Annotated in this window: 24 protein-coding genes and 1 pseudogene; 13 read left to right on the top strand and 12 right to left on the bottom strand. The window is 71.0% G+C overall.

The window, feature by feature from the left end:
- Positions 1–23: 23 nt before the first annotated feature.
- Positions 24–737, bottom strand: coding sequence for a siderophore-interacting protein (locus tag CLT74_RS08875; protein WP_099851621.1), 714 nt, complete (start codon positions 735–737; stop codon positions 24–26).
- A 91-nt stretch (positions 738–828) separates the two neighbouring features.
- Complete coding sequence (locus CLT74_RS08870) at positions 829–1407, bottom strand: GNAT family N-acetyltransferase (RefSeq protein WP_099846114.1); 579 nt, start codon at positions 1405–1407, stop codon at positions 829–831.
- A 173-nt stretch (positions 1408–1580) separates the two neighbouring features.
- Here CLT74_RS08870 and CLT74_RS08865 point away from each other — a divergent pair, with 173 nt between their 5' ends.
- On the top strand, positions 1581–2156 hold the full coding sequence (locus CLT74_RS08865) for a hypothetical protein (protein WP_099846113.1): 576 nt from the start codon (positions 1581–1583) through the stop codon (positions 2154–2156).
- Between the two features lie 178 nt (positions 2157–2334).
- Positions 2335–2799, top strand: coding sequence for a GNAT family N-acetyltransferase (locus CLT74_RS08860; protein ID WP_099851618.1), 465 nt, complete (start codon positions 2335–2337; stop codon positions 2797–2799).
- 45 nt (positions 2800–2844) lie between these two features.
- On the opposite strand, the gene CLT74_RS08855 is transcribed toward CLT74_RS08860, so the two are convergent.
- The 4 genes from CLT74_RS08855 to CLT74_RS08840 are packed head-to-tail and all read right to left on the bottom strand — an operon-like array spanning position 2845 to position 5673.
- Positions 2845–3252, bottom strand: coding sequence for an arsenate reductase ArsC (locus CLT74_RS08855; protein WP_099846112.1), 408 nt, complete (start codon positions 3250–3252; stop codon positions 2845–2847).
- 55 nt (positions 3253–3307) lie between these two features.
- Entirely contained in the window at positions 3308–4051 is a 744-nt protein-coding gene (locus CLT74_RS08850; protein ID WP_099846111.1) for an MIP/aquaporin family protein, read from the bottom strand.
- Positions 4048–4800: an arsenate reductase/protein-tyrosine-phosphatase family protein gene (locus CLT74_RS08845; protein ID WP_099846110.1), complete on the bottom strand. Its 753-nt coding sequence runs from the start codon at positions 4798–4800 to the stop codon at positions 4048–4050. Before CLT74_RS08845 ends, CLT74_RS08850 begins: the two co-directional genes overlap by 4 nt.
- Before the next feature lie 57 nt (positions 4801–4857).
- Positions 4858–5673: a DUF3152 domain-containing protein gene (locus CLT74_RS08840; RefSeq protein ID WP_099846109.1), complete on the bottom strand. Its 816-nt coding sequence runs from the start codon at positions 5671–5673 to the stop codon at positions 4858–4860.
- Between the two features lie 140 nt (positions 5674–5813).
- Here CLT74_RS08840 and CLT74_RS08835 point away from each other — a divergent pair, with 140 nt between their 5' ends.
- Together CLT74_RS08835 and CLT74_RS08830 are read left to right on the top strand one after the other, a co-directional pair.
- Positions 5814–6317, top strand: a complete 504-nt coding sequence (locus tag CLT74_RS08835; RefSeq protein WP_099851615.1) for a SigE family RNA polymerase sigma factor — start codon at positions 5814–5816, stop codon at positions 6315–6317.
- Positions 6314–7048 (top strand): hypothetical protein, encoded by a 735-nt coding sequence (locus CLT74_RS08830; RefSeq protein ID WP_099846108.1) that lies wholly within the window; start codon positions 6314–6316, stop codon positions 7046–7048. The genes CLT74_RS08835 and CLT74_RS08830 overlap by 4 nt, the downstream gene beginning before the upstream one ends.
- Positions 7049–7072: 24 nt before the next feature.
- On the opposite strand, the gene CLT74_RS08825 is transcribed toward CLT74_RS08830, so the two are convergent.
- On the bottom strand, positions 7073–7471 hold the full coding sequence (locus CLT74_RS08825) for a hypothetical protein (protein WP_099846107.1): 399 nt from the start codon (positions 7469–7471) through the stop codon (positions 7073–7075).
- Between the two features lie 86 nt (positions 7472–7557).
- Between CLT74_RS08825 and CLT74_RS08820 the strand changes: the two genes are divergently transcribed.
- From CLT74_RS08820 to CLT74_RS08790, 7 genes are all read left to right on the top strand, one after another.
- Positions 7558–8178, top strand: a complete 621-nt coding sequence (locus CLT74_RS08820) for an L-threonylcarbamoyladenylate synthase (protein WP_099846106.1) — start codon at positions 7558–7560, stop codon at positions 8176–8178.
- 188 nt (positions 8179–8366) lie between these two features.
- A complete protein-coding gene (locus tag CLT74_RS08815; RefSeq protein WP_486582707.1) occupies positions 8367–10745 on the top strand; it encodes a tetratricopeptide repeat protein in 2379 nt (792 codons plus the stop codon).
- Between the two features lie 229 nt (positions 10746–10974).
- On the top strand, positions 10975–11580 hold the full coding sequence (locus tag CLT74_RS08810; protein WP_486582176.1) for a hypothetical protein: 606 nt from the start codon (positions 10975–10977) through the stop codon (positions 11578–11580).
- A 218-nt stretch (positions 11581–11798) separates the two neighbouring features.
- A complete protein-coding gene (locus CLT74_RS08805) occupies positions 11799–12593 on the top strand; it encodes an SCO2525 family SAM-dependent methyltransferase (RefSeq protein WP_099846103.1) in 795 nt (264 codons plus the stop codon).
- Between the two features lie 205 nt (positions 12594–12798).
- Complete coding sequence (locus CLT74_RS08800; protein ID WP_099846102.1) at positions 12799–14640, top strand: SCO2524 family protein; 1842 nt, start codon at positions 12799–12801, stop codon at positions 14638–14640.
- A complete protein-coding gene (locus CLT74_RS08795; protein ID WP_099846101.1) occupies positions 14641–15570 on the top strand; it encodes an SCO2523 family variant P-loop protein in 930 nt (309 codons plus the stop codon).
- Entirely contained in the window at positions 15570–16538 is a 969-nt protein-coding gene (locus CLT74_RS08790; RefSeq protein WP_486582175.1) for an SCO2522 family protein, read from the top strand. The genes CLT74_RS08795 and CLT74_RS08790 overlap by 1 nt, the downstream gene beginning before the upstream one ends.
- Here CLT74_RS08790 and CLT74_RS08785 read toward each other — a convergent pair whose 3' ends face one another.
- Positions 16539–17579 (bottom strand): SCO2521 family protein, encoded by a 1041-nt coding sequence (locus tag CLT74_RS08785; protein ID WP_099846099.1) that lies wholly within the window; start codon positions 17577–17579, stop codon positions 16539–16541.
- 145 nt (positions 17580–17724) lie between these two features.
- Between CLT74_RS08785 and CLT74_RS31220 the strand changes: the two are divergent.
- Together CLT74_RS31220 and CLT74_RS08775 are read left to right on the top strand one after the other, a co-directional pair.
- Positions 17725–20541 (top strand): annotated as a pseudogene (locus CLT74_RS31220) (DUF4062 domain-containing protein); the annotation flags it as partial.
- Positions 20542–20645: 104 nt separating this feature from the next.
- Positions 20646–21998 carry a HEAT repeat domain-containing protein gene (locus CLT74_RS08775; protein WP_099846097.1) on the top strand — a complete coding sequence of 451 codons (1353 nt, stop codon included), beginning with the start codon at positions 20646–20648 and terminating at the stop codon, positions 21996–21998.
- A gap of 80 nt (positions 21999–22078) precedes the next feature.
- Here the strand turns inward: CLT74_RS08775 and CLT74_RS08770 are convergent, their stop codons facing one another.
- From CLT74_RS08770 to CLT74_RS08755, 4 genes are read right to left on the bottom strand one after another with little or no spacing between them, the layout of a single operon-like run.
- Complete coding sequence (locus CLT74_RS08770) at positions 22079–23212, bottom strand: ABC transporter ATP-binding protein (protein WP_486582174.1); 1134 nt, start codon at positions 23210–23212, stop codon at positions 22079–22081.
- Entirely contained in the window at positions 23209–24036 is an 828-nt protein-coding gene (locus CLT74_RS08765; RefSeq protein ID WP_486582706.1) for an ABC transporter permease, read from the bottom strand. Before CLT74_RS08765 ends, CLT74_RS08770 begins: the two co-directional genes overlap by 4 nt.
- Before the next feature lie 20 nt (positions 24037–24056).
- Positions 24057–24842, bottom strand: a complete 786-nt coding sequence (modA, locus tag CLT74_RS08760) for a molybdate ABC transporter substrate-binding protein (protein WP_099846095.1) — start codon at positions 24840–24842, stop codon at positions 24057–24059.
- Positions 24839–25261 (bottom strand): helix-turn-helix transcriptional regulator, encoded by a 423-nt coding sequence (locus CLT74_RS08755; RefSeq protein WP_099851610.1) that lies wholly within the window; start codon positions 25259–25261, stop codon positions 24839–24841. The genes modA and CLT74_RS08755 overlap by 4 nt, the downstream gene beginning before the upstream one ends.
- Between the last annotated feature and the right edge of the window lie 41 nt (positions 25262–25302).

Raw genomic sequence — 25302 nt, 5'->3', positions numbered from 1 at the left:
CGAGCCGGCTCGGCGGTGGGCCGTCACCGGGCGCGCCAGTAGGCGAGCGAGGCCACCTGCTCCTTGCCGACTCCGAGCCCGCGTCGCAGGTGCCTGACGATGCTGCGGGTGCTGGCCGCCTCGCAGGCCACCCAGTACAGCCCGTCCTCCTGCGCTGTGGTCAGGGCGGTGGTGACGGTGTCCACCAGATGCTGACCCTCGTCGCGGCGCGGCACCCACACCACCTCGTCGTGCGGGCGGGTACGCAGCGGCAGGTTCCGCTCACCGTCGTGGGCGTACTCGAGCCAGATCTTCGCCGACGCGGGCCCGGCGGCGTCGAGCAGACTGTTGACCGCCGGCAGCGACGCCGCGTCGCCGACCAGGTAGAGCCGCCCGGGTGTCGGCTCGGGCAGCGCGAAGGAGCTGCCCTGCACGGTCGCCTCGATGGTGTCTCCCGGCCGGGCGGTCGTGGCCCAGCGCGCCGCGCAGCCGTCGTGCAGGGCGAACACGAGGTGGAAGCGTCCGCTGCCGGCGTCCGGGTCGACGAGCGTGTAGGCCCGCTGGTGCGGTCGGCCCTCGTTGTCGAACCACAACCGGATCCACATGGTGGGGTGGACGCCGCAGTCGCGTAGGAGGTCGCCCCCGTCGACGAGCAGCCGTTGGTAGCAGTCGCCGACGGGTTCGTTCTCCAGGACGGTCAGCTGGAAATTCCGGCCCCCGAACGCCTTGAGGACGAGAGCTTCCCAGTTCCTTTTCACGTGTGCCTCCACTGTGTGCGCGTCCCGGTGACGACGAGCCGGATGGTCGGTGCCCCGTGCCGGTCGACGCCTGTCGCGTTGATCTCTGTGCTCACGCCGTGGGGCTCAGCGGCAGCGACCGCACCAGCATCCGGTGCGAGCGCCAGCCCGGAAACGGGACGAGGTCGCCGACATGGACGAACCGGATTCGTTGCAGCGCGTGCCAGACCCGGGTGTTCGTCTCGGCGACCGCCAGGGCGACCCGCTCCTCGCCGCGCCCGTCCAACAACTGGGTGGTCGACCGCAGGCCGAGGCGGTGCCGGCGATGCTCGGGCAGCACGAACGCCTCGCACACCGCGAACGTGCGTCCCGCCCACTCGACGGCCAGGTCGGGATCGTCGGTCGACGACAGGTCACGCCACCACAGGGTCTCGGGCGGCAGCGGACAACCCAGCACCGCCCCCGCCAGACGGCCATCGACGTAGCCGAGCGCCGCCTGGAAGCCGGGGGCCTCGGCGGTCCACCGGAGACGGTCCTGCACGCTCGGCACCCGATGGTCGGGCAGGTGCAGATCTGCCGCGTGCACCTGCCCGTAGACCTCGGCGAGCTGCTCGACGTCGACCTGGTCGGTGACGACGACAGTGCTGGCCACGCCGCTGATGGTCATGGCCGTGGCGACAGACGACGCCATCGCGCCCTCCCCGTTAGTTTGGTTAGGCATACCTAACCAGGAGGATGTCGGTCGGGCAAGTCCCCCGGACCCGGCCTCGCGAGGGACCGACCGCCACGCCCGGCAACGTGTGGTCCGTTCCCGCCTGTGGCGGGGCTATTCTCAACAACACGGACACGAGGTAGGGGACCAACGTGGAGACCGGACACACGTTCCTCAAGGACCTGCGCGACTTTCTCCAGTTCCTGCGTAGCCTCTGGGGTGTTCTCGCGGGAATATCGGTCCTGTTCCCGCTGTCCAACGCATTCGTCGCCGTCATCCCGGTCAATGACGGCGGCCGGCCCTTTCAGGACCTTCCGCCGGCTGTGGTGAGCGCGGTGACGATGCTGACCTGCATCTTCCTGACCTTTGCCACCTTCGGCCGCCGGGACCGGTTCACCGATCCGAGCTCTCGCGGACGCTACGCACGGTCCGCGCGGATCTGTTTCGCCGGTGCGCTCGCCGCGCTTGCCGGTTACGTTCTGGCGCCCAGCGGCCTCTACCGGGCACTGATCACCGACAACCCCGACAGCGCCATCGGCCTGGCCCTCTACGACGGCCTCTTCGCGGCCCTGTACGTCCTGACGTTCGCGTTGCTCACGAGGGCGTTCCTGCTCCTGGCCATGCTTGAGTACTTCGCCGAGGCGAACACCGAGCCGGGTGCCGTGACGACCACCGCCGGCGTTCCGGCGCCGACAGCCGACGGCGGTCAACGACAGGACGCCACGTGACCGCGCCGACGGAACGGCGGCGACCAGGGTACGTTCGCGGTGTCGGCCGACACGCCACCGGCCCGGCGGCGATCGGCCGCCACGGGTCAGGTTCGGCGAGCCGCTGATCGCGGCCTACGCTCCGGTGGTGGGATCCCCGCTGACAGTTCGGTTGGCCCGAGTCGAGGACGCCGCCCAGATGGCGTGGGTGCATGTGCGGTGCTGGCAGGAAACGTATCGCGGACTCATGCCGGATGCGGTGCTCGATGATCCGAGTTTGCCGGCCGCTCGGGAGCGGTTCTGGACCGCCGCACTTACCGATGAGCGATATCGCCGGAACCGGGCGGCTGTGGCCGAGCGGGACGGCAAACTGATCGGAATCGCGATGTCGGGCCCGCCGCCTGATACCGCCGCGGAGTGGGTGAGGCAACTCCATCTGCTCTACGTGCGTGCGGCCGACCACGGTACGGGTGCTGGGTCGGCACTGTTGCGGACCGTCATCGACCCGACGGAGTCGGCGGCGCTCTGGGTCGCCGATCCCAACCCTCGCGCCCAGGCGTTCTACCGTAAGCACGGGTTCATCGCCGACGGAGTGATCCAGGTCGAGGACGGGGTACGGGAAGTCCGCATGGTCCGCAGTGTGCGGACACCAGACGGATGCTGACCGGTAGGTGGGCGGCTGCCGCAGTGGCTGAGGCCGACGGAGCGGTCAGGCGGTCACCGGCAGCTCGGTGAGCAGCCGTTCGACCCGGTGGCGGATCTCGTCGCGGATCGGGCGCACCGCCTCGACGCCCTTGCCGGCCGGGTCCGCGAGCTTCCAGTCCTCGTAGCGCTTGCCGGGAAAGACGGGGCAGGCGTCGCCGCAGCCCATGGTGACGATCACGTCGGAGGACTCGGCGGTGGCGTACTCCAGGAGCTTGGGGGTCTGATCGGTGATGTCGATGCCGACCTCCCGCATGGCCTCGACGGCGGCCGGGTTGATCGCCTCGGCGGGTGCGGAGCCGGCGGAGCGGACCTCGACGGCGTCGCCGGCCAGGTGGCGCAGCCAGCCGGCAGCCATCTGGGAGCGGCCGGCGTTGTGTACGCAGACGAACAGGACGCTGGGCTTGTCGGTCATGAGATGCCTCTCTGCGGTACGGGGGTGGCGGCTGACTGTCGAGCGTGCGGGCAGATCATGGGCGCCGGCTCCCGGCCGCCTGGTTGTCGGCGGGCACGACCACCCGGTCGGCGGCGGCACCGGCGTCGGGGTAGAGGGCTGCCAACAGGCCGACTCCGACGGCGAGACCGACGACCTGGGCCACCACGAAACCCGGCACGGAGCCGGGAGCGATGCCGGCGAAGGTGTCGGTGAAGGCGCGGCCGACGGTGACCGCCGGGTTGGCGGACGAGGTGGACGAGGTGAACCAGTACGCCGCTCCGATGTAGGCGCCCACAGCGGCCGGTGCCACCGTGGCGCGGCCGGACCGGGCCAGCGCGAAGATCAGCAGAACCAGGCCGGCGGTGGCGACAACCTCACCGAGCCACAGGTGCCCGCTTGTGCGGTCCTTGCCGGCGAAGCTGACGGCGGTGAGGCCGAACATCAGGTTCGCCAGGACCGCCCCGGCGATGCCGCCCAGCACCTGGGCCGCGACGTAGCCGGCCAGGTCGGCGGCGGTGAGGCCGGTGCCCGAACGGCGGCCGAGCCACCAGTCGGCGACGGAGACGACCGGGTTGAAGTGAGCGCCGGAGACCGGCCCGAACATCAGGATCAGCACGCCCAGCGCGAAGGCCGTGGCGATCGAGTTCTCCAGCAGTTGCAGGCCGACGTCGCCCGGGGACAGGGTGGAGGCCATGATGCCGGAGCCGACCACGGCGGTGACCAGCAGGGCGGTGCCGGCGAATTCGGCAAGCAGGCGCCGTGGAAGTGCGATGGTCATCGGTTGTGCTTCTCCTCGATGGCTATCGGGTGGGGACGTTCGACTCGTCGAGGAGACGCCGTACCGGCCGTTCGACCGGGTAGGACGGCGGGAGCGAGCCGGGCGACCCGGTCGGCGAGGTCGGCGTAGGCGGACTCGAACGCCTCGTCGGTGTCCACCCGGGCCGGGTCCGGAACCGACCAGTGCAGCCGGGGCCGTAGCTGGTCGGTCAGCCCCTCGTGGGCGTTGTCGCAGACGGCGATGACGAGGTCGTCGCTGCGTACGACATCGGCGACGTGGGCGGTGCCGGCCGGGTCGAGATCGAGCTGGTGACGGTGGGCGACGGCGATCGCGCGGGGATGGACCCGGGCCGCGGGTCGGGTGCCGGCCGAGGCGGCGGCGCCCCGGGTGCGGTGTCGCCACAGCGCGGCGGCGAGCTGTGAGCGGGCCGAGTTGTGGGTGCAGACGAAGACCACCCGGCCGACCCCGGTCAGCCGGGGAGTGGCGAGCGCGGCGAGCGTGTCGGGGAGCAGCTGAAGGTAGGTGCGACGCCGGTCACCCTCGGAACGGACCTTCACCACCAGGCCCGCCTGGGTGAGGACCTTGACGTGATGGGCGACCAGGTTCGTGGGCATGCCGAGGCGGCCGGCGACCTCGCCGGGAGAGGCGTCACCGAGGGTGAGCGCGTCCACGATCGCCAGGCGCGCCGGATCGCCGAGCGCCGCGTGGACGCGTGCCCGAGCGGCCAACGAAGAAAGCTCAACCTCCATAGACTCAACTATTGTTGACCTAAACTCCGCCGTCAAGTGTGACGTCACCACCCGAGGTCAGCCGGGCCGGCCGCGTTCCCGGGGCGGGATCGGGTCGGCGTAGGACCCGGGAGGTCCGGAGTGGCGCCTGCCGTCCAGGTACGGCATCGCGTTGGCGGTGCAACCGTGCAACCCGAGGGTCTGCTGCTGCATCACCGGTGCGGGTCTGCCCCGCCCCGGGCACCGCTCGTGGCCCAGGCCGAGCCGGTGTCCGACCTCGTGGTTGATCACATACCGCCGGTAGACGGCAAGGCTCGCACCGTAGTCCGGCACCCCCTTGACCCAGCGAGCCACGTTGATGACCACCCGATCGCCGTTGCGGCAGGAGGTGTAGCCGTCCGGGGTGTCCTGGCACAGCACATCCCGGGTGCCGGGGGTTGCCAGATAGACGGTGAAATCCGCAGGCTGGCGCGGCCCGACCCGGCGCAGCCGCCAGGTCCCACCGGCGGTCCAACCCTGAGGATCGGCGAGTGTGCGGGTGACCTCGGCGGCGAAATCGGCGACCGGCAGGCCGTGGATGTCGCGTTCCACCGCGACCCGGTAGCGCAACAGACGCCCCGCACCGGACGCGATCGGCGGCTCACCGTCGGCGACCGCCCAGCGGCCACCGCCATCGGCGGGATAGCTCACCGGAGGCGGCGGGACCGGGGTCGACCGCACCGGCCCGGCCGGGGTCGATGCGACCGACCCGCTCCTCGTCGCGCCGGCCGACGGCGGGTTCGACGTGGCGGTGGCCGGTGGGGCGCAACCGGCGAACAGGCCGGCGAGCAGCACCGCCGCCAGCGGCCGGGCCCGGCCGTCACCGGCCCGGGCCCGCGTAGTGTTCCGCGACATGGTTCCTCCCTCGGCGCGCGCCGCCGGCCGGCACGCAGGAGGAAGGACGGCCGGCAGGTCCGAAGAGTTGATCTACCGAGCGCTCAACCTTTTCGTCGTCTCACCCGTCCTGTCCGGCGTGAGGTGCGCAAGAGGTGGCCATGGCCCGGGGTGACACGGAGTTCGCCGAGTTCGCCCGGGTGGCGTCCGGCCGGCTGGTGCACGCGGCGTTCCTGATGACCGGCGACCACCACCAGGCCGAGGACGCCGCGCAGACCGCCCTGGTCCGCACCTACGCGGCCTGGTCACGGGTACGCGACGACGATGCCTACGGGTACGCCCGCACCGTGCTCGTCAACCACCTCGTGGACGGGTGGCGACGGCCGATCAGGGAGTACCCGAGTGACGACATCCCGGAGCAGCGCCGCGGCGACGTCGCCGACGAGGTGACCACCCGGCGCTGGTTGCTCGGTGTCCTCAGCGCGCTCTCCCCCCGGGAACGGGCCATCGTGGTGCTGCGGTACTACTTCGACCTCCCGGAGGCGCAGGTCGCCCGGGAACTCGACGTCTCCCTGGGCACGGTGAAGAGCACCAGCTCCCGGGCCCTCGAGAAGCTGCGTACCGCTGGCGGACAGCCGCAGACCGTCGAGGGGAGGCACCGGTGAACGAGGTGGAGCGACTGCGCGCCGCCATGCGGGCGACGGAACCGGACCGCTGGGAATCGCTCGACCTCGACGCGGTGATGCGTCAGGGCCGGTCGTTGCGTCGCCGTCGGCGGGCCGCGGCCGGCGGAGGTGTGGTGCTGTCGGTGACGCTCGTCGTCGTCGGCGTCACGGCCGGCGTCCGGTTCGCTCGTCCACCCGGGCAGCTTCCACCGCCGGCTCCTGCGGTCAGTGCGCCGATGCCCTCCGCTCCCGTGACGTCCACCCCGGTTCCCGGCACCGAGAGCCGGACACCGATCGGCGAGGTGGTGTCGAGCGGAATCAGGTACGGCACCGAGGAGCGGGTCTTCTACTTCGTGCCGGTGGAGCTGCCCGCCGTGCCGGACGTCACGATCGGGCTGGTCGCCGGTCGGCGACTGGCCGACGGCACGCTGATCGCGGACTATCTGGTGAACGACGTGGCGGGCTCGGATCGCCGGCCCGGCTTCCACGAGATCGGCTACGAATCGTCCCCGGCCGCTCCGACGTACGCCCCGGTGCCCACCTTCGGCTACTTCGTGGGGCCCGCCGACCGGATCATCGGTACCGTCGACGGTCGCCGGGTCACGGCCCGACTGGCGCGCTGGAGCGCGGACACCGACGTGGCGATCTTCTGGTTCGACCCGCAGACGGTGAAGCCGGGGCGGCGGCTGGACGGCATCACGGCGCGCGACACGCAGGGCCGGCCGCTCTGAGCGGCCGGTGACGGAGCGAGATGGTCAGCGCAGTCGACGACGCCCGCGGAACCAGTCCCGCGAGACGCGGGTGTTGAGGGCCAGGACCACCCAGGCCAGCAGGCCCAGGCCGACGATCGTGATCGCGCCGAAAAGGCCCAGCGAGGCGGCGGCCAACAGGCCCGCCAGGGCGTACGCGGGGTAGGGCGACCAGCGGCGGCGGGTGGCCAGGCTGACCGCGACAAGCGCGCACGCGACGGCCATCACGGCGAAGAAGGCGACCGCGCCGAGGGAGCCGGTCGCGGCCAGCGCCCGGTGCACGGTCGCGAGGGCGAACAGTAGTGACAGCAGGGCGAAGGCGAGCACGGTTACCCGTACCGGGGTCGGCGTCGTCGGGGGTCGGAGCATGTCCCCGTAGCCGCCGCCGGGTGCGCGTACGACCATAGAGACAACGATGAACGTCGACGTATGCCCGGGGGTGTCACTGTCGGCAACGCGACACCGGACCCGGGCGGCCTAAGCTTCGCCCCATGGCGAGGTACTTCGACGTGCACCCGGACAACCCGCAACCGCGCATCATCGGCCAACTGGTCGACATCATCCGTGGCGACGGGTTGATCGCCTACCCCACCGACTCCTGCTATGCCCTGGGCAGCCGACTGGGCAACAAGGAAGGCATGGACCGGATCCGGGAGATCCGCCAGCTCGACAGCGGGCACCACTTCACGCTCGTCTGCCGCGACTTCGCCCAGCTCGGGCAGTTCGTGCAGCTCGACAACGCGGTGTTCCGGGCGGTGAAGGCGGCCACCCCCGGGCGCTACACCTTCATCCTGCCCGCCACGAAGGAGGTGCCCCGGCGGCTGTGGCACCCCCGCAAGAAGACAGTCGGGGTACGCATCCCCGCGCATCCGGTCACCCGCGCGCTGCTCGACGCGCTCGGTGAGCCGCTGCTGTCGAGCACCCTGCTGCTGCCCGACGACGAGGAGCCGATGACCCAGGGTTGGGAGATCAAGGAGCGTCTCGACCACGCTGTCGACGCGGTGGTCGACGCGGGCGACTGCGGCACCGAACCGACAACTGTCGTCGACTTCTCCGACGGTGAGCCGGAGATCGTCCGGGTGGGCGCTGGTGACCCGGCCCGTTTCGCCTGAGGTTCCGGCGGGGCCGTCCGGCCGCGCCGACGGCGGCCGGACGACGGCTGGCCGCCACGCCCCCGTACCCCGTGGCGGCCGTCACCCCGCCTGATCCCAACACGACGGTCTGTCCGCCAGGTGAAGTCCAAACGATCCCGTACGGGATGGCGTGGCATCGATTGTTATCGTCGCAACTCGTGGGTGTCATGAAGGCTGCCGCGTCCGATGGGCCACCCGACCCGGGCACGGCCCACAGCCTCGACGAGTTGATCGGCTGCCTGCGCGCACTCAAGCTCTGGGCCGGTGATCCCTCGTACGAGACGATCACCCGGCGGGTCAACGACCGGTGGCAGGCCGACCGTCGTCCGACCGACGAGATGGCCCGCAGGGGCACCGTCGTGGACTGCTTCAAGACCGGACGACGGAGGATCAACGTCGACCTGGTGCTCGCCGTCGTGCGGGCGTTGCACGACGAGACGGGCTACCTCGCGCACTGGCGACAGGCGCTGCGGGTGAGCCTCGCCGAGACGACCGCGGCTGCCCAGGTGCGGGTGCTCGACCGGCTCCCCGACGACGCGGGCGCCTTCACCGGCCGCCAGGCGGAGCTGACCCGGCTTCGGGAACTTGCCGCGCTGACCGCGACGCCGGACACCGCCGCCACCTCCGGGGCCGGGCACGGCGCGCAGGTCTGCGTGATCGCCGGCATGGCCGGGGTCGGCAAGACCCACCTCGCCGTCCACGCCGGCCAGTCGCTTGTCGACGACAGTCGTTTCGACACGAATCTCTTCGTCGACCTGCGCGGCTACCATCCGGATCCGGGGCAGCCGCCGGCCGAGCCCGGTGCCGTGCTCGACGGCTTCCTGCGTCTGCTCGGCATGTCCGGCCACGAGATCCCCTACGGCCTGGCGGAGCGTGCGACGGCGTTCCATGAGCGGCTGGCGGGCCGGCGGGTGCTCGTGGTGCTCGACAACGCGGCCGGCGCGGAGCAGGTGCGTCCGCTCCTGGCCCGGTCGGCCGGCACCCTGACCCTCGTCACCTCCCGTCGTCGGCTCGCCGACCTGGATGAGGCGGTCCATCTCGACCTCGACCTGTTCAGCCCGGAGGAGGCGGAGCGGCTGCTCGTCAGGTCGAACCCCGGCGTGCCGGTGGGCAGCGACCCGTCGGCGCCCGCACGGGTCGCGCTGCGCTGCGGCTACCTCCCGCTGGCGCTGAGCGTGGTCGTCGGGCAGATGGCGACCAGGCCCGGATGGACGGTCACCGACCACGCCGACCGGCTGGACGAGCGTCACCGGCACCGCCGGCTCGACAGCGGTGTCGAGCTGGCGCTGCACCTGTCGTACCAGCATCTGCCGGAGCGCCGGCAGACGCTGCTGCGACGGATGGCCGCGCATCCCGGCGCGGATCTGGACGAGCACGGTGCCGCCGCCCTGCTGGACAGCGACCCGGCCACCGCCGCTGTCGACCTGCGTCATCTCGCCGCCGAGTATCTGGTCCAGCAGCCGGTCGTCGGGCGGTACGCGCTGCACGACCTCGTCCGCGCCTACGCGGGGGAGCGGGGCCGGGAGGAGGATCGGCCGGCGGATCGGCGGGCCGCCCTGACCCGTCTGCTCGATCACTACCTGTACAGCGCGGCGGCGGCCATGGAGGCGCTGTACCCCGCCGAGCGACACCGCCGACCACCGCTGCCACCGCGCCCCTCGGCCGGCCCGCTGCTCGACAAGCCCAGGACCGCACTGCGTTGGCTGGACGCGGAGCGGGCGACCCTCGTCGCGGTGTGCGTACACGCGGCCCGTAACGGCTGGCCGCAGCACGCCGTGTGGCTCGCCGGCACCCTGTACGTCTATCTCGACAACGGTGGGTACCCGGCCGACGCGATCACGGTGCACACCGAGGCCGAGCGCGCGGCTCGGCTGCTCGGCGACACGGTCGCCGAGGCCACCGCCCTGACCAACCTGGGCGTGGTGTGCTGGCAGCTGGGTCGCTATCCGGAGGGGATCGGGCACCTGGAACGCGCACTGCCGCTGTTCCGCGCGGCAGGTGACGGGCGCGGCGAGGCCCGGGTGCTGGGCAACCTCGGCGTCGTGCACAGCGCGGCCGGGTACTGGGAGCGCGCCGGTGGGTACCACGAGCTGGCGCTCGACCGCTTCGTTCAGATCGGCGACCGGGTCGGCGAGGCCAACACCCTGACGAACCTGGGCGCGGTGCACGAACGGTTGGGCCGCCCCGGCACCGCTGTCGAGCAGAACAGCCGCGCCCTGGCGATCTTCCGTGAGCTGCGGCATCTCGGCGGGGAGGCGACCGCGCTGAACAACCTGGGCGACGCCTACGTCGCACTCGGCAGGTTCGCGGACGCCGTCGAGTGTTACGAACCGGCCCTCGCCCTCTTCCGGGACATCGGCGAACGGTATGGCGAGGCGTGCGTCCTCAACGGGCTGGGGCGGGCGTTGACCGGGCAGGGCGCGCGGGAGGAGGCGGTCGCGCGGCACGTCGAGGCGCTGGCCCTGGCCACGGAGATCGACAGACCCGAGGAGCAGGCTCGTGCCCGTGGCGCACTCGCCCGGCTGGGCGCGCCGGTCGACGGGTAGCCGACCGGGACGGCGTCCCACCCGGCGTCGTCAGCAGCACATCCTGACCGGCTTTCGTTGCTCCAGGCGAAAGTTCGGTCCACGGTTCTGAAACTATCGACGTCGCTGGTTGCAAGGGCTACGCTCCCAGGCAACAGCCGTCGATGCGAGGGGTGTCATGTCCCGTCGAACCGGAAAGCCCTCATACCTGGTCACTCCGCCTGCGCGGCAGAACCGGACGAGGACGTGGATGGTCGCGGTCGCGGCGGCAGCGGTCCTGGTGGCGGCTCCGGTCGGCGGTCTGGTCGGGCATGCTGTCGGTCGACCGGATCCGACCGAGGCGACCGTGGCGCAGTTGCGCCAGGCGGACGCCGAGCGGGACGCGCAACAGATCGTCGAACTCACCGAGATGGCCCAACGGACCGGCGAGGAACTCGCGCCGATCATCCGGGCGGTGCGGCAGGACGCCGAGGCGGGACGCACGCCCGAGCGGGCCCAGGTCGACACGTGGCAGCAGACCATGCGGCGGCTGACCGCCCAGTTCGCCGACCCGCCGTCGGGTATGACCGCCACGAACGTCGCCCGGGGCGGCCTGCGTAGCGCCGTCGACCAGGCGGCCGTGGCTGTCGACTCGGTCGTTGTCGCGCTGGCCGGACCGAGCGCCGGGCGCGCGGAGGCGATGAAACTGGCGGCGCGCCAGGCGACCCTCGCCGTCACCACGTGGTCGGTCGCCGCGACCCAGCTCGACCAGATCAACATCGACGCCGGTCAGGGCCACAAGCACGTACACCTCGACGTTGGCGAGGTGGACGGCGCGCTCGGTCCGGACGGCTCGGCCGAGGGCACCGGCGGCTGACCGCCCGGCTCCCGGGCTGATCCACTTTACCGGCCATCGGAATCAGTGCGTTCCTATCGATCCATCATCGTCGGCGGCACCGTCCTGACCGGATGATCGCGGTCGCATCAGCGTCGGCACTTGCGAATCGGTATCGCAACCGATGCATAATGGGCGACGGGCTGAGCGCGTCGGGGCAAGGACCACAGTGATCTGCCGACTTCAATGGAGGCATCTCCATGGCATTGATTCCGGCGGCTGGTGCAGGTTGTAGTGGGCCGTCGACCCCACCGCCACGAGTTGAGTCCCCCGGAACGGTCAATTCCGAGGTCGAGTGGGACGGCTTCGACCCGCGCGCCTACGTCCAGCACAACTACTCGGTCCTGCGCGACGATGATCGCGAAATTCTCTGTCGGATCAGAGACTTTTTCGCGGGCGCGAAGATTTCGGGCGCGCACTGCGTCGATGTGGGATCGGGTGCGAACCTCTACCCGGCGCTGTCCCTTCTGCCATTCGCACGCAGCGTCGAACTGTGCGAATATTCCACGGCGAATGTGCGCTGGTTGCGTCACCAGATCAGCGGCTATGACGAGTGCTGGGATGCGTACTGGCAGGTGTGCGCGGAGCACTCGGCGTACGCGGCGCTGGCCGATCCCCGCAGTCACCTGGCCCGGGTGGGTCACGTGTCCCAGCTCAGCGTCTTCGACCTGCCCAGACGGGCCTGGGGCGCGGGGACCATGTTCTTCGTGGCCTGCTCGATCTCGGCTGACCGCAGCGAGGCCGAGCACGCGATCGGCCGGTTCCTGGGGGCGCTGCATCCCGGTTCGCCGTTCGCCGCGGCCTTCATGCTGGGCTCGAACGGTTACCGCGTCGGGCAGCACTGGTTTCCGGCCGTGCAACTGCACCGCGCGGAAGTGGTGGCGAGCATCGCGGTCGGAGCGTACGACGTGGACATGCACGAGGTGCGACCCACGCCGTCGCTGCGGGACGGCTATCAGGGCATGTTGCTGGTCACCGGACGTAGTCGCGGCTGACGTCGCACATTGTCCGCCGGGGATCCCCGCATCGCTCTCACCTGGACGCTTGGGTCACCTGGTTTCCCCGGGACATCGGTACACACGGCCGTTCAGGTCACGCACCGACAGGGATACGATGATGGGTGCACGTCATCGTGGATCATCGTGGGCCAGGCAACATCAGCAGCTCCGTTTCGACGACTACAGCAGACGGTGGTGGACCATGCGGATGCAGCCGCGCCAGGAGATTCTCGACATCTGGCGCGCCACGGTGCGCAGCTGCCTACGCGACGGTGAATGGGATTGGGGCGGCCGGAGCGGCTCCAATTCCATCAGCGACGCGGAGCAACTGCTGACTCTGCTGCTGCCGGCGACCAAGATCCCGGTGTTGTCCCTGGACGACCCGGACCGGATCGACGAAGAGGTCATCGAGGCCCTCGGCACGATCGGTGGCGCGATAGAGATTCCCCGCCGACTGGTCCGGATCATGAGCGAGTACTTCGTCCGCTACACGGACGACACCGGCGCGCCGACCTTCGGTGGTGGCAGCTACCTCAACCCGGTCGAGGGTGGGCCGGACCTCACCGAGGAGCAGCGCTCCATGGACGTGGTCGACTCCTTCGCGGTGTCGGTCACGCTCACCCTGGCGACAATCGGTTTCGTCAAGATCTATCGTCCCTCCACCCAGCGGGCCGACCTGCGCGCCCAACTGGACAAGTTGGAGGAGATGGCGAGCGTCCGTCTCACCGCCGCCATGGTCGGCCTGCTCCGTAGCTTCAGCACCTCGGTCTTCGCCGCCACCGACGAGTTCGGCATCCGGTTGTGCGACATGGTCAACCAGGACGAGGTGCCGCGCCGCGAGGTGGTGGCCGCGCTGCGTACGCAGCTGCGGGACACCATGGCGAGCCTGCGCAACGTGGTGGTCGGTTCCGGTCAGGTCACCGAGGACCTGGACAACAGCGAGATGCTCTTCGAGTGCGGCTGGTCGTGGGGGACCATCGCCGGCGCCGACGAGGTCGCGACGACCGACCCGATCGGTCGGCAGCGCGAGGGCACCGCGGAGAACGCCCCGTACCTCTACTTCACGGTCATCGCGGTGGACGCCATCGACGATCTCAACTCCGAACGTACCCGGCTGCTCGGTCTGCTCAACGAGGAACAGCAGCGACTGTTCCGGATTCTGCAACTGCGATGGGAGTTGACCCGGCGCTACTGGGCGACGGTGGCGACATTCGGCAACCGGCGGCGGTGGCCGATCGAGGACATTCCCTGGCGTACCACCGACGGCGACCGGACCGACTACTACACGTTGCAGGCCACCTCGCTGGCGGTCAAAGGGCTCGTCGCCAGCGGGCGCGGCGGCGACGAGGAGTTCGGGCGGATCGCGAACGTGCTCGTCGAGCTGGCGCAGCGGGGCCGGATCACCCGCCGAGCCTCACCCAACGAGGCCGCCCTGGTCGTGCACGCCCCCGGCAAGCAGGTGACCCTGAACGACGCCACATCGAAGCCGATCATGACGTGGAACGTCAACGAGTTCTCCACGGTGCTGCTCCAACGGGCGACCACCGTCGCCGGCCTGCTGAACAATGCCCGACGCCGCAGCGAGTTGCTCGAACTCGCCGACGAGGTGTGGGAGCACCTCCTGCTGCGACGCATCCCCGAGGGCCGGCACCGAGGGCTGTGGGACCATGCCGGCGGCGCGTTCCCCGGGTTGGCCCCGCTGCCCGAGGCGCCCTCCTGGTACCTGACCGAGCGCGTCGTGCAGGCCCTGGTCAACGCCGGTCAGCTGCTCTGGGAGCGACAGTTCCCCCGGGCGGTGAACCTCGCCACCTACGCCCAGAATCTCATCGACGAGGCCGAGTACGTGTTCGACCGTGAGCTGATGAGCGGCACGTTCGCCGGTGAGCCCATGCAGCGCAGCATGCGCAGCATCCGGGCCACGCTGCGCCGCGCGCAGTCGCTCGTGGACGACCAGCCGGGCACGGCCGCTGCGCTGGCGAGCACCCTGCTGCTCCAGCTCAACGACATCACCACCGGCCAACAGAAGGCCAGCGAGGGGATCTGAATGCTGGTCTTCGTCACGTCCCACAAGGGTGGCACCGGGCGCTCGGTGACCGCGGCGAACATCGCCTATCGCAGTGCGCTCTCCGGCCGCTCCACCTGCTATCTGGACTACGACTTCGGCTCACCGACGGCCGGCATCACCTTCCAGATCCCCCAGGCGACAAACGGCATCGAGGGCGCCGGCCCGAACGGCGGCGGCCTGCACCGGTACCTGCGCGGTGAGATCCCGTCACCGGAGCAGCTGGACGTGTGGGGCACCTCGGAACGGGTCAGCCTGCGCCAACGGCCGACCGGCTCGGGTTCGCTGGTGCTGCTGCCCGGGCAGCGCAGCGGCAGCGAGTTCGGCTTCACCGACGACATCGGCCGACGCTGCGCCGAGCTTTTCCTCCGGCTGGAGGAGGAGTTCGACCTGACCCTCGTGGACCTGAGCGCCGGCCGGTCGTACGCCAGTCAGATCGCGCTGGCCGCGACCGCCAACCGGACCCTGCGCAAGGTGACGGTCCGGTGGCTGGTCTTTCACCGTTGGACGCCGCAGCACGTGATGGCGGCGGCGGACCTCGCCTTCGAGTCCGGCGGGATCCTGGCCATGGGCAAGGAGTACGGCCATGAGCCGGACCGGCTACGGGAGTCGCTGCGGTTCGTGCGGACCGCTGTGATCGATGCACGCGGTCCCGAGGTTGGCCATCTCGACCTGGCGCAGCAGGCGTTCCTGCGCAGGTGCGACGCGGAACTGGCGGAGCTGGCCCGCAGGCGGGGCACCGGCCGGACCACACTGCTCGGCGCGGTGCCGTTGGACCCGCTGCTGCAGTGGCGCGAGCAGCTCATCTCCGACAACGACGTCCAGGCCAAGATCGCCAATGGCCGGACCGTGGACGCCTTCGTGGGGCTGACCGAGAAGCTCTTCGACGAGACCGCATGGGAGACCGTGTGATGAGCGTGGATGTCAGGTTTCAGGAGGCAGCCGCGGTGCGTCGTACGGAGAGCGTGCCGTACTCACACCTGTCGGTGGAGTTGGGGCACGTCTACGCCGAGGACTTCGGCGACGGGTGCCGGGATCTGCGGCGCAAGTTCGCCCGGATCGCCGACTGGGCGCAGGCGGTCCCGGCGCTCGCCCGTCGAGGGCTGCGCCCACACCGGCAACCCAGGATCAGCACGTGCTTCCTCGTCGACGACTACTTCCACCGGTTCGCCACGCCGCGCGAGGTGATCCCGCAGGTGCAGCAGGCCGCGGCGGAGCACGGGCTGGTGCTCGACTACGTGGCGCGTGAGTCCAGCTTCGCCCGCTACGACGACGTCGAACTGGCCCGGCTGGTGGTGGACACGCTCGTCGTGGAACCGCCACGGCACACCACGGGTAGTCGCCCACCGTTGAGTGAGTCGGGCTGGCTGTCCAACGGCAAGCGTTCCCCGGGGCATGCCGACGCGCCCGCGATGACGCTGCCGGTGCCGTGGTCCCCGCCGTTGCAGTCCGGCGACGCGCCCCACTCGATTTTCGTCGACATCGAACTGTGGTCCGACGAGCCGGACCGTCGGGTGTGGGCGTGCGCGCTGCTCGCCTCGGTGTGGCAGATGACCCGGCTGGGCGTCCTGCGGCACCGGGGGCAGACGATCACCCAGCCGTACCGGCTGCCGCCCGACGAGCCGCTGCCGACCGACTGGGACCGGCTGCCAGCGATCGTCCAGTTGAACCCGGACGCCACGCCGTTCTGCGGGTACCGGACGGTGACGCTCATGGACACCCGCTATCTCCCGGTCGAGTTGGCCGTACGGACCATCCTCGGGCAGGTGGCGGTGCCACCCGCTGTCGCGAAGCAGGTCGCCAAGCGGGCCGGCAGCGAGGGCCTGGAGTTGCCCGACGAACTTGTCGACCGGCTGAGCTACGTGTTCATCGGCGAGTGATCAGCCGCGTGGTGCCTGCGCACCGCGCCCGACCCTACGGTCCGACGGGCCGCTGCCGGCTGTCGAGAAGGGTTCGGTGAGCGTGGCCGACCCGTACGACTGACTCGCCGCCGCCCGGGCAGCCAGGTCACGCAGGATGGCCATGTTGCCGACGGTGATCTGATCCCGGATCCAGTTGACCGAGGACTGCCACTGCCGGCTGAACCCCGGGACCTGCTCCAGCCGGTCCCAGATCGGCCGCAGTCGCGGATCGACCCGGGCACCTGGTAGCCACAGGTGCAGCAGGTGCTCCAGCACCGGCCGTAGCCGTTCGATGTGCTCCTGCGTCGAGCCGGCGCGGGTCACCGCGGCTTCCACCAGCGCGGACAGCATGGTGAGCAGCCAGTCGTGCAGGGCGAGATCCTCGCAGAGGCCGGCGACCGCCGCCGGGACGTCCTGCGGACTCACCGTGAGCCGTACGGTGCGCAACGTCGGTGAGTCCACCGCGACATCCGCCGTGGCGTTCCCGCCCGGCTGCTGGTGCACCTGCGCGGTCCACCGCAGCCGGGTGCGCGCCGCGCGCAGCGGTGGACGCCGGTCCAGCAGGTCGGACATCTGCACACTGTCGAGTACCCGACCGGTGATCGCGTCCAGGTTCAGCACGTCGGCGGCGTTGCCGTGCAGAAAGCCGTTCGTCAGGTCGTCGGCGTCCAGCTTGCCGACCGTCTCCAGCACCCCCGAGTTGGCCAGGTAGTGCGACCACGGCCGGCGGCGCTCCCCGGCGACCACCTGGATGATGGAGGAGGCCTGCACGATTCGCCCGCCGGTGATGACCGCCCGGGTGACCACCGCGCCGACCCCACGCAGTTGGCGGTTCTTCGCGCTCGGCAACCAGCAGTCCACACCGGTACGGACATCGGGCGAGACCGCGTACAGCGACGGACGCCGCGAGGTCAGCACGGCCTCGCCCTCCACCAGGTTGAGCACCTCGGCGCTCTGGTCCTGCGCCAGCGCCGTGCTGTGCTGCAGCAGGCTGGTGTGCACCTCGCCCACCGTGAGCATGGTTCCTCCGCATCGGCGCCACGGGGGACACCGGCGGGCATGGGCCTGCGGCCGGTGACCGGACCGAATCCGTCCCGCGGCCATCATAGGCCCATCCGTGGTGGGAAAGCCGATATGTGCCCCCGGGTGTGGACTCACGGGACCGATGGATGTGACAACGGCTGATATTTTGAAGAATGCGGTCGCCAGCCACCCCTGGAGTTTGCCGTCGATGAAGGTTTACATTTCAGCCACCCAAAAGGACCTGCTGGAATACCGCGCGGCCGTGCACGCGGTGGCGCGTCGCCTGGAGATCGAGGACGTCGCCATGGAGGCGTACGGGGCCGACGTCCGCCCACCGCTGGAACGCTGTCTGACCGACGTGCGTCGATGTGACCTCTATGTGGGTCTCTTCGCCTGGCGCTACGGTTACCGGCCACCCGGCCAGGAGTCCTCCATCACCGAGCTGGAATACCGCGAGGCACTCGCGGCCGGCAAACCGTGCCTGATCTTTCTACTCGCCGAGGACATGCCCTGGCCGCCCGACATGGTCGATCCCAACCGACAGCAGATCGTGGCGTTGCGCAACGAACTGAAGGAACGCCACCTGTGCGCCTTCTTCTCGAGCGTGGACGATCTGTCGGCGAAGGTCACAGTGGCGCTTGCCGACGTGCGCAGCGGCCGGTCGCCCGCGCGTGAGCCGGGCGACCCCGACACCCACCTGCCGGAGGCGGCCCGAAGCCACTACCACAAGCAACTCCGGCTGCGGTACCAGGCGGTGCCGCTGGACGCGGTGTCGCCACGACCCACCATCGGCTACCTCACCGTCGGGTTGTCAAACGTGTTCGTCGAGCCGAAGGTGCACGAGGACGCTCGACCGGAGATGCCGTTGGCCTGGTGGCGCTGGGCCGGATCCGGCCCGGACGGTGACGGCGGCGCGCTGCCCGGCGTGGTGGACCCGAGGGACGTCGAGCGGCTCTGGGAGGAGTACGCGGCCAAGGAGGCGTCGCCACTGTTCGACGTGGTCTGCGACCCGGCCCGACGGGCCATCGTGCTGCTCGGCGATCCCGGTTCCGGCAAGTCGGCTGCCGCCCGTTACCTCGCCCTCGCGCTGGCCGGGGTCTGCGAGGAGCCCAGGCTGGCGGCGCTGGACAGGTACCTTCCCGTCCTCGTCGAACTCCGGTCGTACGCGGCGCATCGTGGTGACGGCCGTTGTGACGGCCTGCTCGACTACGTCGGCCACCGGCACCAGCAGGGGCTGGCCGGCATCGACCGGGACGTGTTGGAGGCCTACCTGCGGCAGGGTGGCCAGGCGCTGTTCCTCTTCGACGGGCTGGACGAGGTGTTCGACCCGGCGCAGCGGGAGGAGATGGCGGCGCAGATCGCCACCTTCGCCAACGAGTACCCCGGGGTGCGTACCGTGGTCACCTCGCGGGCGGCCGGGTACCTGCGGCACACCTTCGCCAACGCCGGATTCGACCACTTCACCCTGGAGGACCTCGACGACGAGCGGATCGCCCGCTTCCTCGGCAACTGGTACGAGTACGTGATGCCGACCCCGTCGGTCGAGGCGGACCGGCAACGGCGGCAGATCCTCGACGTGGTGCGACGGTCCCGGGCGATGCACGAGATCGCCGGCAACCCGTTGCTGCTGATGCTCATGGCGATCGTCGGTCGGGACCGCCCGCTGCCCCGGAACCGTCGCCGCCTCTACGCACACGTCACGGATGTGCTGATCTCGGAATGGGACGTGACCAAGCAACTGCGGGAGAGCCACGGCGACGTACCGCCGCTGGACCCGCAGGCGAAGCTGCGACTGCTGCGTCACCTGGCCTTCTGGATGCAGTGCCGGGAGTCGGGGCCGGCCGGCAATTACATCGAGGCGGATGAACTGTCGCGGATCTTCCGGGACCATCTGGTGGAGTTCTACGGTTTCGAGAACGAACGCGCACACGCCATGGCGTACTCGATGATCGACAAATTGCGCCAGCGCAGTTTCATCCTGGAACGGTACGGGCTGCGCCTGTTCGGGTTCGTGCACCGTACGTTTCTGGAGTTCTTCTGTGCCGAGGAGATCGTGGACAGGTTCGATCACGACCCGGAGACCTGGGGGATCGACCAGTTGCGTGCGCTGTTCCGGGAGAACTGGGCAGATCCGTCCTGGCGGGAGGTGCTGCGGCTGGTCGCCAGCGCGCTGCCCGCCGAGGTCGCAAACGACCTGGTGACCCTGCTGGCCACCGAGGTCAACCGGCCGTGGCCGCCGCTGAACCTGGCCAGTCCACCGTGGAACCTGGTGCTGGCCGCGCAGTGCGTGGCGGAAGCGCCGCAGCCGGCCGGGCTGGCCGGTGCCGGCGAGGCGGTGCTGCGGCAGGTCGTGCTGCTCGTCGAGCACGGCATCTCGGCCGACGATCCGAACCTCGTCGAGGTCACCGAGCAGGAACTGCTCTCCTCGATCCGGGCGCTCGGACCGCAGTGGCCCGGCCGGGCCGTCTTCCTGCACTGGTACCGCCGACGTGGGGTACGCACCAGCTGGCGCTCCGGATCGACATTCGCCACCCGCGCGGCGGCGGTGCTGTCCACCGCCGATGACCAACTGGAGGAGCTGCTGGTCCGGGAACTCGGCCAGGGCCGGGAGCGGCAGGCGCGGATCGCCCTCGTCGCCGGCCTGGCCGAGGCCGCCGGCAGGTTGGACACCACCGGGCGCAGTCGCCGCCACTGTCAGGATCTGCTGCTGACGCAGGCGCGGGCGGAAGGCTCGACCGCGGTACGACAGGCCGCGGTACGTGCTCTCGTCGCCAACTTCGGTGCCGGCGGCGACCTGGTCGAGGTGCTGCGCGACCTCGCCGGCTCGCCCGACGCGGCGGTCCGCGCCCTGGCGGTGCAGTCCCTCGGCGGGCGCACCGAGCTGGCCGAGGACGTCCGCCGACTGCTGCTGACGCGGGCCACGGAGGACCGGGACACAGGTGTCCGGCGGGCCGCGGCGACGGTGCTCGCGGGTCGCTGCCTCGACCTGCCCGACGTCACCGAGACGCTGCACCGCCTGCTGGCCGCCGACACCGACCCCGGTGTGGTGCAGTCCGCGCTGCGGTGCCTGCTCACCCTCCCGAGCAGAGCGAGACGGCCCGTGGTCGGGCCCTGTCACGGGTCTCCGGCGATTCCGAGGACGAGGTGCGACGTTGCCTGGTGTGCGAACTGCTGCCGGGACAGGGTGGCACGGACGGCACCGAGTTGCTGCTCAAACTGGCCGGCTCGGACGCCTCGGCGCGGGTCCGCGCGGTGGCGGTTCAGCGACTGGTGCTGGTCAACGACCCGGACGGACGGTGCCGGGACCGGCTGGTGGACCGGATCGAGCAGGACGAGGACGCCTCGGTGCGGGCGGCAGCGGTGGTGGCGCTTACCGACAGGTACCGGGTGGACGACAGCGGGTGGGTGGTGGCCGCGCAGGCGGCCCGGACCGACGACGACGCCACGGTGCGGCTCGCCGCGGTTCGAGCGCTGGCCGAGGCGTACCCGGATCACCGCACCGGCGAGCTGCTGCTGGAACGGGCCCGCCAGGATCCCACCGCGGGCGTCCGGCTCGCCGCCGTCGACCTGCTCACCGGCCGGCCACCGCTCGGGCACGCCACGCGTGAGCTGCTCATCAGCCGGGCCGCCCGGGAGCGGGACCCGATCGTACGGCTGCGGGTCACCCGCAGCCTGGCCCGCCTCGGTGATCCGCTCGACACGGCAGTTGTCGAGTGCCTCGCCGAGCAGGTCCGCCGCGATCCCGATCCGAACGTGCTGCGTGCCGCCGCGCAGGCGCTGGCCCGCCACGGTGGGACCGACGCGCTTGTGGAGACCCTGTCCCGGCGGGCCCGCCGGGACAGCTACGCCGGCATCCGACTCGCCGCCGTGGAGACCCTCAGCGCGTACGGCGGCCCGGACGTGGTGACCGACGTGCTGCTGGAGCGCATCGAGTCCGACACCGACCCGGCGGCGTTCGACGCGGCGGTGTGCTGCCTGATCGCGCGGGGTGAGACCGCGATGGCGGTGACGCTGCGGTTGATGCGCCGACTGGCCGACCGGGATCCGGCGATCCGGGCCCGCATCGCGGCGGCGCTCGGCGAGCATTTCGGCACCGACCCGGAGGTTCGGGTGCTGTTGGTGGGGCTGGTGCGCGACGATCCGGCGCTGGAGGTGCGGCGTCGGGCCGCGGAACAACTCGCGGCCCACCTGGCCGACCGGACCGGGGTGCGGGAGCTGCTGATGCGGCTGGTCGACGACGAGGACTGGGAGATTCGCCGTACCTCGCTGCTCGCACTCGCCCGGCACTACGGTGCGGACACCCGGACCCGGCCGATCCTCGTCCGGCTGGCCGGTCAGCCCGACCCCACCGTACGGGGTCTCGCCGGCCAACTGCTGGCGACGCTACCCGGCACCGGCCCGGACGACTTTCCGTGACCGGCTGCCGCCGGGGTGGGCCGACGCCCGGGTGACCGGCGCGGACAGTGTCCCCGCAGCGGTGGTGGGACCGGCGGTTCTCATGGCTCGGCCCCGACGTCGGCGGGGGCTGACGCGGCCGGGTAGACCCGGGTCTCGGCAGCCTTGACGGCAGCCCAGAGTGTCTGCCCGGGGGCCAGGTTCAGCTGGGCGGCGGCGGCCGGGGTGATGTCGGCCGCCACAGTGACCGGGCCACCGAGTTGCACCCGCAGGTTGTCGCCGTGGCGTTGAATCCCGGTGATGGTGGCCGGCCAGGTGTTGCGGGGGCTGCCGTCGGGACGACCGGGATGCAGCGCCACGGCCGACGGCGCGAAGGCGACGAAGACGTCACCGGCGTGCTGGTCACCGGTGACGAGGTGGAATCCGTCGCCGAGCAGGACCCGGTGCCCGTCGGCATGACCTCGATAGAGGTTGAGACCGACAAGCCGGGCGACGTAGTCGGTGCGCGGCCGGGCGGTGACGGTGGCGACGTCGCCCTCCTGCACCACCCGCCCGTCCTCGATGATGACCAGCCGGTCGGCGAGTACGACGGCGTCGATCGGGTCGTGCGTGACCAGCAGGGTGGCGCCGGAATGACCGGCGAGGTGATGTTGGAGCTGGGCGCGGGTGTCGAGTCGGGTACGGGCGTCGAGGGCGGCGAGCGGCTCGTCCAGCAGGAGCAGGGCAGGTTCGACGGCGAGGGCGCGAGCCAGCGCCACCCGTTGGGCCTGCCCGCCGGAGAGGTGTCGAGGTTTGCGTCGGGCGTGTTCGGCGAGCCCGACCCGGGCCAGCCAGTCCGCAGCCCGCTGTCGGGCCCGGTGCCGGTCGAGGCCCTGTCGACGCGGCCCGAACGCGATGTTGTCCAGGGCGGTCAGGTGTGGGAAGAGCAGGTAGTCCTGGAAGACGACACCGATCGGCCGCTGCTCGGTAGGGGTCCACAGGCGACGGGCGGGGTCGTCCAGGCGACGGTCGGCGATGCTGAGATGCCCGCCGGTGAGGGGGATCAGGCCGGCGAGCGCGCGCAGCGCGGTCGTCTTGCCGGCGCCGTTGGGCCCGAGGAGGGCGACGACCTCGCCGGGACCGATGGTCAGCGGCAGGTCGAGTCGGAAGGTGCCACGGTCCACGACGAGGTGGGCGTCGAGCACCGCACCGGCGGGCCGTGGGCCGGTGCCGGGCACGCTCGGATCGGTGGTCACGGGCTGCTGAGCCAGCGGTCACGGAGGCTGGCCAGAATCACCACCGAGACGGTGAGCAGGACGAGACTGAGCACGATCGCCGCCTCCAGATCGGTTTCGAGGGCGAGGTACACCGCGAGCGGCATGGTCTGGGTACGGCCGGGGAAGTTACCGGCGAAGGTGATGGTGGCGCCGAACTCGCCGAGCGCCCGGGCCCAGCACAGCACCGCTCCGGCGGCGATACCCGGCGCGACGAGCGGGAGCGTGACGTGGGTGAAGGTGGTCCACCGGCCGGCGCCGAGGGTGGCCGCCGCCTCCTCGTACCGAACGTCCGCGCCACGTAGCGCGCCCTCGACGGCGATCACCAGGAACGGCATCGCGACGAAGGCCTCGGCGAGAACCACACCTGTGGTGGTGAACGGCAGGGTGAGCCCGAAGGTGCTGTCGAGCCAGCCGCCGAGGATGCCCCGCCGGCCGAAGACGAGCAACAGTGCCACGCCGCCGACCACCGGCGGCAGCACCAGCGGCACAGTGACCAGGGCACGCACGAGGCGACGGCCCGGAAAGTCGACGCGGGCGAGCAACCAGGCCAGGGGCACCCCGAGGACGAGGCAGAGCAGCGTGGCGAGGGTGGCGGCCTGCACGGACAGGCGCAGCGCGGTGAGCACCCCCGGCTCGGTGAGTCGCTGCGGGAGCGTGCTCCACGGTGTCCGGATCAGCAGACCGGCCAGTGGCAGCACCAGGAAGAGCAGGCCGAGGGCGGCGGGAAGCAGTAGTGCCACGGGCACCGGACCGGTTCGCCGGGGTCGTGGTGGTGACGCGCGCCGGTCGGGCCGCGCCACCACGGCGTCGCGCGGGGACACGACTACGGGGCCTGGAACCCGGCGGCAATGAGGACCGCCTGACCGGGGCCGGAGCGCACATGATCGACGAACGCCTGGGCGGCCGGTCTGTTCGGGGCGTCCCTCACCACGACTAGCGGATAGTCGTTCGTCGCCCCGGCCGATTCGGGGAACTCGATGCCGTCGACGTCGTCGTCAGCGGCCCGTGCGTCGGTGCGGTAGACAAGTGCCGCGTCGACCTCGCCCAGCCGCACCTTGGACAGCGCCGCCTTGACGTCCTGCTCCAGGGTGACCGGGGTGAGTGCCACCCCGGCGGCGTCCAGCACCTTCCGCGCCGCCGCGCCACAGGGGACCTGTTCGGCGCAGAGCGCTACCTTGACGTCCGGCTGGTTGAGGTCGGCCAGGCCGTTCACCCCGTCCGGGTTGCCGTCGGGTACCGCGATCACGAGCTGGTTGCGGACGAAGACACCCGGGTTGCCGTCGCCGCTGCCGGCGTCGATGACCGTGGCCATGTTCGCCGGAGAGGCGGAGGCGAACACGTCCGCCGGTGCGCCGTGGTTGATCTGGGTCGCGAGGGCGGAACTGCCGGCGAAGCTGAAGGTGACCCGTACCCCCGGATGCGCCGCCTCGAAGTCCTTGCCGATCCGGGCGAACGACTCGGTGAGCGACGCGGCGGCGAAGACCGTGACCTCGCCGGTCACGGCGCCGGCACCGGCGCCCGGTCGTGGGTCCGTGCTCTGGTCACTGCCGCAGCCGACCAACGCGACAATCGTCATGACGGCGAGCAGGACCGACAGTCGTGCTGTCATGGGCCGCTTCTCCTGTTGTCCAGGTGGGCCGGGGGTTTCTCCACGACGACAGTTGTCGATTTGATCACCGCGATCGCCACCGAGCCGACAGTCAGCCCCAGGTCGTCGACGGCCTCGCGGCTCATCAGCGACACCACCCGGAACCGGCCGGCCTGGATGTCCACCTGGGCCATCACGGCGTCCTTGACCACTGCGGTGACGATGCCGCGTAGTCGGTTGCGTGCCGAGGACTCGTCCGCCCGGTCGTCCGGGTCGTCGGCCTGGGCTCGGACGAAAGCGGCCAGATCGACGCCGTCGATGACTCGGTGTCCCTGCTCGTCGCGGGCGGCGCTGAGGCGGCCGGCGTCGACCCAGCGCCGTACCGTGTCGGCGCTGACGCCCAGCAGGTCCGCCGCCTCGCCCATGCGGAACATCGTCACGGCGCTCACCCTACGTCATGCATCCACAAGCCTGAAGCCAT

The sequence above is a fragment of the Verrucosispora sp. CNZ293 genome (genome assembly GCF_002754655.1).
This window is presented reverse-complemented; position numbering and strand designations above follow the sequence as displayed.